Here is an 11,640-nt window from a genome sequence, read left to right on the forward strand (position 1 = left end):
CCTTTTTTGTGCCGGCGTTGTGCCAGCTTTGCGTCTGTTTGCAGGTCAGAGATTGCGCCCACTGCGCGCCACTGCCTCATAAGCCTTCAGTTCCGCCGCCACCGTGCGTGGCGTTTGCTCATCCGCTGACCCTGGGTAACGTGCCAGGGTTGGGTGCATGAAGTCATAAGCTCGGCGTTCAAGCACGTTCACCGTGCCGTCCTGATTCGCATCTGCTTCATCGAACTGGTCTGTTTCGCTCGTCGCCCCTTGCTTGGCGGGGCTAGCGGATTTTTGCGTGGCGCTTGCTGCCGGCTGCGCTGATGCGCTGGCAGTGGCATTCTCGGCTCCCTCATTGTTTGCGGCAGCTTGGGACGCCAGCGCAGGCTCGGAGCGCTCGGCCGGCATTTGCGTCTTGGCTTGTGCCCATCGAGCGCCTTCACTCGAGATTTCTACCACGGCCGAATCCTGCTCGACCGTTGCCGCCGTCATGGCTTGAGGCGTTTCACGGCGCTTCAGTGACTCTTCACCGCTAGGGCGACTTGGAGCCGGAATTTTTTCAACGGCACCAGCTACAGCATTAATCATGGCAAACCTCCGCAAGAGAGACTTTGCTGGGCTGCGTCGGCACCTCGCTTGAGTGCAAGCAAGTCGGCTCGAAGCAGATCATGTGCATTATTTCGACTTCCACACCACGGACTTTAATCGCGCAGCGCACGGGCCGCCACTTTTTGCTATAAAAAACTACACGCTGGCTCGATGGCAGCGCGGCAAAACCCGTGTACAGAGCGATGGTCAAACCATTCAACCGACCAAATTGGCCAAGGTCAGCAAGGCCAGCAACAGCATCCACAGCACGACCGAACGCCAAATCAAACCGACCACGCTTTGCAAATGGCCCAGTTGTGGCAGTTGCCCCGGTGTTGAGCCATCGGCCAGGGTCGAATCCGAGTCCACACCAGCATCAAAGGTCTTGCTGCGATCCGGCGTGACACCCGGTGCGGCCACGCCGCCCAATTGAAGGCCCAGGGCCCCGGCAGCGGAGGCCAAAATAATGCCTTCGTTGGGATGCAGCCACAGGCCGGCATCGCGCCGCCAGCCGTTCACCGCTTCTTCGAAATTGCCCACGATGGTGAAACCCACCGCCGTGAAGCGGGCAGGCAGGTAGTCGATCAGGCCAAACAGCCGCCTGGACAACTGCATCAAGCGCAGATTGGTCGGCGCGTCCAAGGTGCGGCTCTTGAAGGCCCAGTAGCGGCTGACAAATTCGGCCATGCGGTACAGCACCGCGCCCGCCGGCCCGAGGCCTAAGGTCGATAGCACGACGAACCAGAAAAACACGCCAAACACATGGCGATGCGCGGCCAACAAGGAATGCTCAATCGCATGGCGCACCAGCTCGGTCCGCGGTAGCTCACTGGCATCCAGATGGCGCCACTCCGACAACAAGCGGCGCGCTTCCAAGTCATCACCGCGCTCAAGTGCGTCACGGATGTCGGTGAAGTAATGACTGAACTGCCTGAAACCCAGGGTCAGATACAACACCAACATGTCCAGGCCCAGGGCCAACAACAAGCTGAAGTGGCTAACGGTCAAATAGATCAGCACCGTCAACAGTGCAGGCCCGAGCACGGTGATGCACCAGACCACGGTGGCATGGTGCTCACGCCCTGCGTCAAAATTTCGCCCGGTCCAACGCACCCATCCAATCACGCCTTGATGAATGCCATTGCCATGGCGCAAAGGTTTCAGCTGTTCACACAGCAAAGCAAGCAGGACCGCAAAGAAGTTCATGGGCGGGAATGATAGCGGGCGAGCGGGCTCACGCGCTGAGGAAACGGTAGAAGTTGCGCAGCATCGCCGCAGTTGCACCCCAAATAAAGTATTCCTGAGCGTCAGCAGCTGACTCTTTGTTGCGCCATGGCATCGACAAGAACTGCCGTCGGTCGCCGGCGAACTCAAACACATGGTGCCGATGATGAGCCGGCGTCATCAAAAACTGCAGAGGCACTTCGAAGGCCTCGGCGACCTCACCTTCCTGCAGCTTCAGCTCAAACCCTGGCTTGACCAACGCGACCACCGGCGTGACTCGATAAGCCGTGACGGTGGTGTAGATAGGCAATCGCCCCAGCACCTCCACGAATGTTCGGGACAGACCAATCTCTTCCTCGGTCTCGCGCAGAGCGGTCGCTTCCAGTGACGCGTCTTGTGACTCGACCCGCCCGCCGGGAAGGCTGACTTGGCCGGCATGGTCGCGCAGATGGTCGGTGCGTCGTGTCAGCAACAAACGCAGGCCATCGTCATAGGCCACCAAAGGCAGCAGCACGGCGGCATCGGCCGGCTTGCGCCCCGGGAACAGCCCGCCATCCCCAAGCAATTCGGCTTGCCACATGGGCGGATTGGCAAAGCGCTCGCGCAAAGCCTCGGGCATCATTTGAGCCAATGCGACGGCCGGCAAATGTTCATCAACCGAGCTGCAGGGCACGGCTTGGGGATTCAAGATAGGGGGTCGGACCATGGCTCAGAGCATAGGGGAAAGTGCAAAAAACCTTTGGCACAGTGCACAGAAAAACCAAATCCACTACCCAGCAACGACAAAGCCGCCCTGAGGCGGCTTTGTCGTTGGGCGGCTGCAGCAAAACTCACTACAGCCGTGTTCCCGAATTTCGACCGGAGTCGAAATTCGATCAGCCCAATTTTTCCTTGATTCGAGCCGACTTGCCCGAACGATCGCGCAAATAGTACAGCTTGGCACGACGCACAGCACCGCGACGCTTGACCACGATCGAAGCGATCAATGGGCTGTACAGCTGGAACGTACGCTCGACGCCTTCGCCGTTCGAGATTTTGCGAACGATGAAGCTGGAGTTCAGGCCGCGATTGCGCTTGGCAATCACAACGCCTTCGAAAGCCTGCACACGCTTGCGTGTACCTTCAACGACGTTCACGCTGACAATCACTGTATCGCCGGGGCAATAGTCAGGGAATACCTTGTTCAGGCGAGCAACTTCTTCGTGCTCAAGGGTTTGGATCAAGTCCACAGAGTTCTCCTAATGATCATGGTGGCATCAACAAGCTAAACGGCCAACATGGCCGCCAATTTCCTGATTCCAGCCTGCACTTGCTGGGTGTACTGCGCAAAGTCAGCACGGTCCGACCACAAGCACTCAAGCCAAAATCGACCCACCAGAGGATCGAACAGCCGCCTATTATAGCAGAAAAGCCGGAGCCCTGCGAAAGTTTCAGCTCTTCGAGTCAGTTTTCGCCAGCTCACGCAAGAATCGCTCATCGCTCTTGCTCAGCGCACCAGCCTCGCGGGCCAGGTCGATCAACTCCGGCCTGCGCTTTTGGGTGATTTCAAGAGATCTTTCCCGGCGCCATTTGGCGATATTGGCATGGTGACCCGACATCAGCACCGCCGGCACCGGCAGACCCGTATCGCTAGCCCCCAAGCCAGTCAGGACCTCCGGGCGACTGTAATGCGGGCAGTCCAGCAGCCCGTCCGAAAAGCTATCCTGCTGATGCGATTGGGCATCGTTCAAAACGCCATCTTGCAGGCGTGCAATCGCATCCAACAGCGCCAAGGCGGGCAACTCGCCGCCCGACAATACAAAGTCACCCAAGCTCAGTTCCAGCGTAACATGACGGTCCAGAAAGCGCTGATCCATACCCTCGTAGCGACCACAAAGCAGCACCCCACCCGGCCCTTTGGCCAAGTCGCGCACCAAGCTCTGAGTGATGGCTTGGCCGGTAGGACTGAAATGAATAATGACCGGGCCGCCACCATCTAGCGCGGCCAATTGACGCTCCAGCTTGACCGCGTTCAGCGCGCGCTCCAGCGGTTCGGCCAGCATCACCATGCCGGGGCCGCCGCCGAAAGGCCGGTCATCGACACGGCGGTAGTTATCTTCAGCAAAGTCGCGCAACTGCCACAGGCGCACATCAACCTGAGCGCTCTCAAAAGCACGCCGGGTTACCCCGTGACTCAGATGCGGCCCAAACAGTTCGGGAAATAAGGTGATGACGTCAAAGCGCATGCTGCGCTGGCCCGGACTCAGAAGTCCAAGCCCCAGTCGACGGTGATCTGGCGCTGCTCAAGATCAACATCGTCAACGAAAGCCGCAACGAATGGAACGAGACGCTCTTGGTCGGGCTTGATGGGCGCCGTCAAACCCGGCGGCATGATGCGCAGCACACTGTGCGGGCCGGCGTCGATCAAGCCAATAACCTCACCCAGCGCCTCGCCCTGCCGGTTGGTCACATTCAGGCCGATCAAGTCGACCCAGTAATACTCATCCGGATTGGTGCTCGGAAAGGCCGAGCGCGAGATGAAGATGCGCGCGCCGCGCAGCGCTTCAGCCGCATTGCGATCCGCGATGTCCTGGACACTGGCCACGATGCCCTCGCCATGCTCGCGAATCGAAAGAATTTTTAACAGCCGTGGCAGCGGCTTGCTGCGCACCACGGTTGGGCCCTTCCCCTCAATTGCTTCGTTAGCTCGTAAAAACCAACGCCGCGAGGAGAACAGCGCCTGGGCATCGCTGGAATAGGCTTGCACCCTGATCCAGCCCTTGACGCCCCAGGCATCAAGAATGCACCCGACTTCAATCGCATCTTCTGGCCAAGCTTGCTCCGTGGAGCCAAGGGCAGAAGTCTGGAGTTTGGCAGGTGCTCTTGTCATTGGGCGGGCAGCTTAGACTGCAGCCTTCTTGGACTGGGTGACCAGACGCTCAACGGTAGGCGACAACTGGGCGCCAACGCCGATCCAGTAGTTAACGCGGTCCAAAGCGACGCGCAAAGGCTCGGCTGCACCGGAAGCCACGGGGTTGTAGAAACCAACGCGCTCGATGAAGCGGCCGTCGCGGCGCTGCTGGCTGTTCGCCACAACGATGTTATAGAAGGGGCGCTTCTTGGAGCCGCCGCGAGCCAATCGAATTACAACCATGATGTTTCCTATGAATCTATTGCATCCATCGCACCAGGAGACACTCAGGGCGAGTAGATCGGAGTGACGTGGGTCAAGCCTGAATCGCAAAAAGCAAATCCCGTCCTGCACCGCCGCCGTGGTTGGCCCTGTAGATACGCCAAACCTTCTAAGACCCAAGGCCTTTGAAGATTCAACCAGCGCCAAAACCCAGCATTATAAACTCACGCAATCAACCCGGACACATATGAACTCAGAAAAGCTCAAATTCATCGATTCCTTGACGATCAGACCCAGCGCGGACGCCGACATCGGCGCCATACAAGCGATCTATGCGCTTGCCGTTCAACAAGGCACCGGCACCTTTGAAACCGAAACCCCTTCGCTCGAAGAGATGGGTCGCAGGCGCGCCGAAGTGCTGGGCCGCAAGCTCCCCTGGCTGGTGGCCGAGGCAGATGGCCGGGTCTTGGGCTATGCCTACGCCAATTACTTCCGCCCTCGCCTGGCCTATCGCTTTTGCGTGGAGGACTCGATTTATTTGCACCCCGATGTGCACGGCATGGGCCTGGGCAAGCTGCTGCTGGCCGAGCTGATCGCTCGCTGCGAACAGCAAGGTGCACGGCAGATGCTGGCCGTGATTGGCGACGCCGACAACCAGGGCTCGATTGGCATCCATCGCTCACTGGGTTTTCAGCACACCGGCGTGCTGAAAAGTGCCGGCTGGAAGTTTGGTCGCTGGCTCGATGTGGTGATGATGCAGCGCGAACTGGGTAAAGGCGACCAAAACAGCCCTGAAGCCGACCCGCAAGGAAGTCCGGCATGAGCAACATAAACGGCGCCACTCCGTCGCAGCACTACAAATCAAAGACCATTGCCGCCTGGACCGCCCTGCTGCTGGGCTGTTTTGGCCTCCACAGGCTGTATCTCTACGGTTGGCGGGACCGCCTGGCATGGCTGCACCCCATTCCCACGCTGGCGGGCCTCTACGGCGTTCAACGCATGGAACTGCTAGGTCAGGATGACCGGCTCAGCTGGCTGCTGATACCGCTGCTGGGCTTGATGCTGGTGAATGCAACGCTGTGCGCCATCGTCTACGGTCTCAAGCCGGATGAAAAATGGGATGCGCAACACAACCCGGGCCTAGCGCCGCGCCCAAACGGCTGGGGCGCCGTACTGGCGGTGATCGCCAGCTTGCTGATAGGCGGCACCTGCTTGATGGCCACCATTGCCTTCAGTGCCCAGCGTTACTTTGAAAGCCAGGTCGAGGCCGAGCCGCCAAAGCCGAGCGGCCAATAGTCAAAAAGTAAAAGTGAAAGTGAAAAAAGGCCTGAGCTTGGGAAAGCGCAGGCCTTTCTCATTGCCGAGCACTCGGCTCAGAACAAGGTAAAACTGAGCCAGTAAAAAAGTCCGGCCACCAAGGCTGAAGCGGGAATTGTGAATATCCAGGCCCAGATGATGGAGCCGGCCACGCCCCAACGCACGCCTGACGCACGCTGCACCGACCCGACACCGACGATGGCACCTGTGATGGTATGCGTGGTGGAGACCGGAATGCCCAGCGTGGTCGCCAAGAACAAGGTGATGGCGCCACCCGTTTCGGCACAAAAGCCCCCGACCGGCTTGAGCTTGGTGATTTTTTGGCCCATGGTGCGCACAATGCGCCAGCCTCCAAACATCGTGCCCAGGCCGATGGCGATGTAGCAGCTCGAAATCACCCAGGTCGGAGGACGCTCGTCCTGCGCCGACATATAGCCAGAAGCCACCAAAAGCAGCCAAATCAGGCCAATCGTCTTCTGCGCGTCATTGCCGCCATGCCCCAGGCTGTACAGGCCCGCAGACACCAGCTGCAAGCGCCGAAACCAACCGTCCGCGCGCAGCGGGGAGCTGCGCCTGAATAGCCAAGCCACGATCACCATCATGATCGAACCCAGCAAAAACCCCAGCAGCGGCGATACGAAGATGAACAAAATAGTCTTCATCAATCCTGCTGCGATCAATGCCCCCGGCCCTGCTTTGGCGATGACCGCGCCGACAATGCCGCCGATCAAGGCATGCGATGAACTCGAAGGAATGCCGTACCACCAAGTGATGACGTTCCAGGCAATGGCGCCAATCAAGGCGCCGAAGATCACATGATGGTCAACGACACCAGGGTCCACGATGCCCCGGCCAATGGTGCTGGCCACCTTGAGCTGAAAAATCGCAATCGCCAAGACATTGAAAAAAGCCGCAAACAAGACGGCCTGCTGCGGCTTCAGGACCCCGGTCGATACGACCGTGGCGATCGAATTGGCTGCATCATGAAAACCGTTCATGAAGTCGAACAGCAGGGCCAGAATCACCAGCATGGCGACGACCCAAAACGCGAGCTCTACCGACTGCATTGCGCGCCCGGCTCAGGAGTTCTCGAGGACGATGCCCTCGATCAAATTCGCCACATCCTCGCAGCGGTCGGATATCGACTCCAACTGCTCGTAGATCGCCTTCAGCTTGATCAACTCGCGCACATCCTCTTCCTCGCGGAACAGCGCCGACATCGCCGAGCGCATCACCCGATCGGCATCCGACTCCAGCTTGTCGATTTCCTCGCAAGCCTTGATCGCCGCTTCCGCCGTCTTGGGCTCACTCAGCTTGGGCAGCAAGGACACCGCATGCTGAACCCGCTCGCAGCAGCGCAGGCTCAGGTCGCCCAGGCGCAAAACATCCTCGGGAATGCGGCGCACGTCATACAAAGACAAGGTCTCGGTGGAGTCCTGCAGCAGATCCAGCACATCGTCCATGGCATTGATCAGGCCGTGAATCTGCTCGCGGTCGATCGGCGTGATGAAGGTCAGATGCAGGGCTCGGTTGACCTCGGCGGTGATGCGGTCGGCCTGGTGTTCGGCCTTGTCCACTTCAGCGGCGTACTTCTCGCGCAAGTCCACATCGTCGTAGTTCTGCAGCATCAGCATGAAGGAGCGCGCCCCTTCCGCGATCTGATGACCATGCTCGTTGAAAAGCTCGAAAAAATTTCCCTCGCGGGGCAGCAACTTGCCAAAAAACATGAAATCTCCTGAGGCGCTGGGGCCACCTGATTGCATTAAATTGCGCCAAATCTCTCGCAGCCCCGCAAAAAGGCGAGAAAGTCACAAAATTGACATCAAGATGTCATTTTGCGCAAGGCCGAGAGTGTAAGGGCGCAGCCTTCGTCCCGAAGGCCATGCATATCAATTTGTAGCAAAAAGCGCCGTAGTCACGAACCGCAAGGGCGATTAGGGCTGGAGCAGCGGTGCCGCCAAGCGCTCCAGCACCTGATCGGCGACTGCGGGCACAAAGTCCACCAAGCGCCCCAAGCCCGGCGCCTGCACATCCGCATTCAGTTCAAGCAAGGGCAGCAGGACAAAGGCGCGCTGATGCAAACGCGGGTGCGGTAGCGTCAAGCGCTGGCTGGCCATCTGCAAATCGCCATAAAGCAGCAGATCAAGATCCAAGGTGCGCGGCGCGTTGACGAAGGGGCGCAGCCGGCCATGCGCCTGCTCGATCGCCAGCAAGCAGTCGAGCAAAGCCTCGGGGGCCAAGGTCGTTTCAACGCAGGCCACCGCATTCAAATAGTCGGGGCCACCGGCGTCAATCGGCGCGCTGCGGTAGGCGCTTGAAACCGCCAGCAGTCGGACTTGCGCGGCACCACCCAGGGCCGCCAGGGCCTGGCTCAAGGTGCGAGCCAGATCGCCCAGGTTGGCCCCTAGGCCGATATAGGCCAGCCTAGGCTGCAGCGACATCAAATGCGAGCCTAGGCTGCGCTGTCCGCAGGCCTGCTGCCGGGCTTGCGGCGGCGGCGGCGCTTCTTGGCTGGGGCAGCATCCCCTTCTGCCTCTGAAGCCGGAGCCGCTGGAGCGACGGACTCGCCACTGCCCGCCTTGCGCGGCAATTGATGCACCTTGCTGGGTCCGCGGCGCTGCTGTTTGTCGGCCTCACGGGCTTCCTCCAACAAGGCTTCGCGTTCGTCGTCGGTGCCCAGGGCAAAGTCTTCCCACCAGTCGGCCAGCGCCGCGTCGATCTCGCCGGCATCGGCGCGCAGGCGCAGGAAGTCAAAACCAGCGCGGTAGCGCGGCTGGTCGATCAAGGTGTAGACGCCGCTGCCGGTGCGCCGCTCGAAACGCGGCTGCATCATCCAGATTTCACGCATCTCGGTCGCCAACTTGCCGCGGCCGGAAATATCGCCGATGCGGGCATCGAAAACCGTGTCGATGGCCTGCTGCAGCGCTGGAATCACCGGCTCGCCGGCCTCACGGTTGGCCGCCCAGCGGCCTCGCACCTCAAACCACAACATGCATGCAAGCATGAAGTTAGCCGACACGCCGCGCCCTTCGGCGACGCGTAAATCGGTGTCCTCAAAAGCCATGCGCAAGAACTTGCCGCGCACGCCATCGGCGTCCGCCATTTCACCGTTCTCGTCCAGCATCGCGTCCAGCACCGGGAAGACGCCGCGCGCCAAGCCCTGCTTGCGCAACTCCTCCAGGCTGGCCAGCGAATGGCCGGTCTGCAAGAGCTTGATCATCTCGTCAAACAATCGCGAGGCCGGCACATTGGCCAACAACTCCGCCATCGCCCTGACCGGCGCGCGCGTCTTGGCTTCCAACTCGAAGCCGAGCTTGGCCGCAAAGCGCACGGCGCGCACGATACGCACCGGATCTTCACGGTAACGCGTCTCGGGGTCGCCGATCATGCGCAGCACACGTTTCTTCGCGTCGGCCAAGCCGCCGTGGTAGTCCACCACCAACTGGCGCTGCGGATCGTAGTAGAGCGCGTTGACGGTGAAATCGCGCCGCGCCGCGTCTTCGATTTGCGGGCCCCAGACGTTGTCGCGCAGAACCCGTCCGGCTGCATCTACTACATGGGACTTGCCGGCCAGCTCTGCTTTGGACGTCTTCTCGTTACCGACAACTTGCTCGGCACCTTCATTGACCAGCAGCGCCCGGAAGGTAGAAACCTCGATCACCTCATGCTCACGGCCGCGACCGTAAACCACATGGACGATGCGAAAGCGCCGGCCGATGATGAAAGCGCGCCGAAACAGGCTCTTGACCTCTTCGGGCGTGGCGTCGGTGGCCACATCGAAATCTTTGGGCCGCATGCCCAAAAGCAGGTCGCGCACCGCGCCGCCAACGATATAGGCCTCAAAGCCCGCCTCGGTCAAGGTCTGCACGACCCGCACGGCGCGCTCGTCCAGCAAGCTGGGGTCGATGCCATGCTCGGCCACCGACACCTCGACCCGCTTGCCCAAAGGACTTTGGCCATGCTTGGCCGCTTTGGCCGGCGCCACGGCCTTGGCGGCCTTGGCCACTTTGGCCAGCGAGGGCTTGCCTAAAAGCTTGTCTATGAATTTTTTTATCATGCGAACAGATTCAGAATGGGCCAAGCGCGGGCAGTTGCAATATCCGCCAGCGCCGGGGTCGGATTGGTGGCCACCGGGTGGCTGACCAAATCCAAAAGAGGCAAATCATTGACCGAGTCACTGTAGAAGGTGATTCGCTCGAAATCCTGCCATTGTCGCCCCAAGCTCAGCAACCAAGACTGCACACGCTCGATCTTGCCAGCCTGATAGGACGGAACGCCTTCAATGGCCCCGGTGTAGGCGCCATCTGCACCGCGCTGCAACTGCACCGCGATCAGATGCTCGACACCGAAAGCTGCGGCAATCGGGGCCGTCACAAACTCATTTGTGGCCGTCACGATTGCGATCAAATCACCAGCATCGGCATGCCGGCGCACCAAGGCCCGCGCCTGGGGTTGCAACATCGGCGCCATCACCTCGACCATAAAGCGCTCACGGGCCGCCTGCGCTTCTTGCAACGGCCGGCTGCGCCAGACCGAGGTGGCGAATTCGATGTACTCGGCCAGATCCAGGCGCCCGTCCTGGTACTGGGCGTAGAACTCGTCATTGCGCTCTCGCCATTGCTCACCATTTGCCCAGCCGATGTCCACCATAAAAGCGCCAAAAGCATGGTCCGAATCGCTTGGGATCAGCGTGCCGTCAAGGTCGAAAAGCGTCAAATTCATCCCACAAGTCCTTCGTCTGCCAGCATCTGGCGCAATAGCGGCACTGTCACCGCACGTTTCGCTGCGAGCGCAAATTGATCCAAGCGGTCCAATAAGCGCATCAAATTTTTCAAGTCGCGGGCGAAGCGATTGAGCAAATAGTCAATTACCTCGTCGGCTAACAAGATGCCCCGCCTATCGGCCTCGATGCGCAAAGCCGCCCTTGTTTCGGCCTCGGACAAAGGCTGCAGGGCAAAGGTTGGGCCCCAACCAAGCCGTGTGCGCAAATCTTCTCGCAGTTCGAGGTCAACCGGCGGCGCGTGCCCGCTGGCCACGACCGCCAAGCCGTGAGTGGCTGCCTCGACAAAAAGCGCGAAGGCGGCATGCTGCTGACCGGCGTCAAAGCGATCGCAATCATCCAGCAGCAGCAAGCTCGGCTGACTGGGCAAGTCCCAAGGCAGGTGCGTGTCGGCGTCGTACCAAGCGACTTGGGCGCCGGCGGCCTGCCAGTCCTCGGCCAAAGCACGCAAGACATGGGTTTTACCGCTCCCGCCGCCGCCCCATAAAAAGACCGGCGGCGCGCCAGGGCCTGCGGACCGCAAGGCCTGCAAATGTGCCAAAGCGGCGCTATTGGCGCCGGGCAGGAAGTTCTCAAAGGTGAAGGTAGGCGCTGGGCCAATCGCGAGCGGTATTTGCTTCAAAATCCAACAGTCCAAGAC

General features: G+C 60.1%; 15 protein-coding genes. 2 read left to right on the forward strand and 13 right to left on the reverse strand.

Annotated elements, in window-relative coordinates; genetic code table 11:
* Window positions 1–45: 45 nt before the first annotated feature.
* The 7 genes from LNV08_RS07390 to rpsP all read right to left on the reverse strand — a co-directional run bounded on the left by LNV08_RS07390 (window position 46) and on the right by rpsP (window position 4,924).
* Window positions 46–582 carry a hypothetical protein gene (locus LNV08_RS07390; protein WP_263533056.1) on the reverse strand — a complete coding sequence of 179 codons (537 nt, stop codon included), beginning with the start codon at window positions 580–582 and terminating at the stop codon, window positions 46–48.
* A 201-nt stretch (window positions 583–783) separates the two neighbouring features.
* Window positions 784–1,773, reverse strand: a complete 990-nt coding sequence (locus LNV08_RS07395) for a CobD/CbiB family protein (RefSeq protein WP_263533057.1) — start codon at window positions 1,771–1,773, stop codon at window positions 784–786.
* Window positions 1,774–1,801: 28 nt separating this feature from the next.
* Entirely contained in the window at window positions 1,802–2,497 is a 696-nt protein-coding gene (locus LNV08_RS07400) for a CoA pyrophosphatase (protein ID WP_263533058.1), read from the reverse strand.
* A gap of 169 nt (window positions 2,498–2,666) precedes the next feature.
* Window positions 2,667–3,020 carry a 50S ribosomal protein L19 gene (gene rplS / locus LNV08_RS07405; protein WP_263533059.1) on the reverse strand — a complete coding sequence of 118 codons (354 nt, stop codon included), beginning with the start codon at window positions 3,018–3,020 and terminating at the stop codon, window positions 2,667–2,669.
* A gap of 201 nt (window positions 3,021–3,221) precedes the next feature.
* The gene (gene trmD, locus LNV08_RS07410) at window positions 3,222–4,016 is read right to left on the reverse strand and encodes a tRNA (guanosine(37)-N1)-methyltransferase TrmD (protein ID WP_263533060.1); all 795 of its coding nucleotides are present in this window, start codon (window positions 4,014–4,016) and stop codon (window positions 3,222–3,224) included.
* A gap of 17 nt (window positions 4,017–4,033) precedes the next feature.
* Entirely contained in the window at window positions 4,034–4,660 is a 627-nt protein-coding gene (rimM, locus tag LNV08_RS07415) for a ribosome maturation factor RimM (protein WP_263533061.1), read from the reverse strand.
* 12 nt (window positions 4,661–4,672) lie between these two features.
* The gene (gene rpsP / locus LNV08_RS07420) at window positions 4,673–4,924 is read right to left on the reverse strand and encodes a 30S ribosomal protein S16 (RefSeq protein WP_263533062.1); all 252 of its coding nucleotides are present in this window, start codon (window positions 4,922–4,924) and stop codon (window positions 4,673–4,675) included.
* Window positions 4,925–5,150: 226 nt separating this feature from the next.
* On the opposite strand from rpsP, the gene LNV08_RS07425 reads away from it, so the two are divergent.
* Together LNV08_RS07425 and LNV08_RS07430 are read left to right on the forward strand one after the other, a co-directional pair.
* Window positions 5,151–5,726, forward strand: coding sequence for a GNAT family N-acetyltransferase (locus LNV08_RS07425; RefSeq protein WP_263533063.1), 576 nt, complete (start codon window positions 5,151–5,153; stop codon window positions 5,724–5,726).
* A complete protein-coding gene (locus LNV08_RS07430) occupies window positions 5,723–6,199 on the forward strand; it encodes a TM2 domain-containing protein (RefSeq protein ID WP_263533064.1) in 477 nt (158 codons plus the stop codon). Before LNV08_RS07425 ends, LNV08_RS07430 begins: the two co-directional genes overlap by 4 nt.
* Before the next feature lie 77 nt (window positions 6,200–6,276).
* Here the strand turns inward: LNV08_RS07430 and LNV08_RS07435 are convergent, their stop codons facing one another.
* The 6 genes from LNV08_RS07435 to hda form a co-directional block, all read right to left on the reverse strand.
* Window positions 6,277–7,287, reverse strand: coding sequence for an inorganic phosphate transporter (locus LNV08_RS07435; protein ID WP_263533065.1), 1,011 nt, complete (start codon window positions 7,285–7,287; stop codon window positions 6,277–6,279).
* A 12-nt stretch (window positions 7,288–7,299) separates the two neighbouring features.
* Entirely contained in the window at window positions 7,300–7,947 is a 648-nt protein-coding gene (locus LNV08_RS07440; protein ID WP_263533066.1) for a DUF47 domain-containing protein, read from the reverse strand.
* A 207-nt stretch (window positions 7,948–8,154) separates the two neighbouring features.
* Window positions 8,155–8,661: a 2-amino-4-hydroxy-6-hydroxymethyldihydropteridine diphosphokinase gene (gene folK / locus LNV08_RS07445; protein ID WP_263533067.1), complete on the reverse strand. Its 507-nt coding sequence runs from the start codon at window positions 8,659–8,661 to the stop codon at window positions 8,155–8,157.
* 11 nt (window positions 8,662–8,672) lie between these two features.
* Entirely contained in the window at window positions 8,673–10,277 is a 1,605-nt protein-coding gene (pcnB, locus tag LNV08_RS07450) for a polynucleotide adenylyltransferase PcnB (RefSeq protein ID WP_263533068.1), read from the reverse strand.
* Window positions 10,274–10,942, reverse strand: a complete 669-nt coding sequence (locus LNV08_RS07455; RefSeq protein WP_263533069.1) for an HAD family hydrolase — start codon at window positions 10,940–10,942, stop codon at window positions 10,274–10,276. The genes pcnB and LNV08_RS07455 overlap by 4 nt, the downstream gene beginning before the upstream one ends.
* Window positions 10,939–11,622: a DnaA regulatory inactivator Hda gene (gene hda / locus LNV08_RS07460; RefSeq protein WP_263533070.1), complete on the reverse strand. Its 684-nt coding sequence runs from the start codon at window positions 11,620–11,622 to the stop codon at window positions 10,939–10,941. The genes LNV08_RS07455 and hda overlap by 4 nt, the downstream gene beginning before the upstream one ends.
* Window positions 11,623–11,640 lie beyond the last annotated feature (18 nt).

It is taken from the genome of Paucibacter sp. TC2R-5 (genome assembly GCF_025717605.1).
In the GTDB taxonomy this organism is placed as follows: Bacteria; Pseudomonadota; Gammaproteobacteria; order Burkholderiales; family Burkholderiaceae_C; genus Paucibacter_A; species Paucibacter_A albus.

Excerpts from the sequence above, each read along its gene's own strand:
- LNV08_RS07395 (WP_263533057.1), bottom strand. The coding sequence starts at position 1,773 with ATGAACTTCTTTGCGGTCCTGCTTGCTTTGCTGTGTGAACAGCTGAAA.
- LNV08_RS07400 (WP_263533058.1), bottom strand. The coding sequence starts at position 2,497 with ATGGTCCGACCCCCTATCTTGAATCCCCAAGCCGTGCCCTGCAGCTCG.
- trmD (WP_263533060.1), bottom strand. The coding sequence starts at position 4,016 with ATGCGCTTTGACGTCATCACCTTATTTCCCGAACTGTTTGGGCCGCAT.
- rimM (WP_263533061.1), bottom strand. The coding sequence starts at position 4,660 with ATGACAAGAGCACCTGCCAAACTCCAGACTTCTGCCCTTGGCTCCACG.
- rpsP (WP_263533062.1), bottom strand. The coding sequence starts at position 4,924 with ATGGTTGTAATTCGATTGGCTCGCGGCGGCTCCAAGAAGCGCCCCTTC.
- LNV08_RS07425 (WP_263533063.1), top strand. The coding sequence starts at position 5,151 with ATGAACTCAGAAAAGCTCAAATTCATCGATTCCTTGACGATCAGACCC.
- LNV08_RS07430 (WP_263533064.1), top strand. The coding sequence starts at position 5,723 with ATGAGCAACATAAACGGCGCCACTCCGTCGCAGCACTACAAATCAAAG.
- LNV08_RS07435 (WP_263533065.1), bottom strand. The coding sequence starts at position 7,287 with ATGCAGTCGGTAGAGCTCGCGTTTTGGGTCGTCGCCATGCTGGTGATT.
- LNV08_RS07440 (WP_263533066.1), bottom strand. The coding sequence starts at position 7,947 with ATGTTTTTTGGCAAGTTGCTGCCCCGCGAGGGAAATTTTTTCGAGCTT.
- folK (WP_263533067.1), bottom strand. The coding sequence starts at position 8,661 with ATGTCGCTGCAGCCTAGGCTGGCCTATATCGGCCTAGGGGCCAACCTG.
- pcnB (WP_263533068.1), bottom strand. The coding sequence starts at position 10,277 with ATGATAAAAAAATTCATAGACAAGCTTTTAGGCAAGCCCTCGCTGGCC.
- LNV08_RS07455 (WP_263533069.1), bottom strand. The coding sequence starts at position 10,942 with ATGAATTTGACGCTTTTCGACCTTGACGGCACGCTGATCCCAAGCGAT.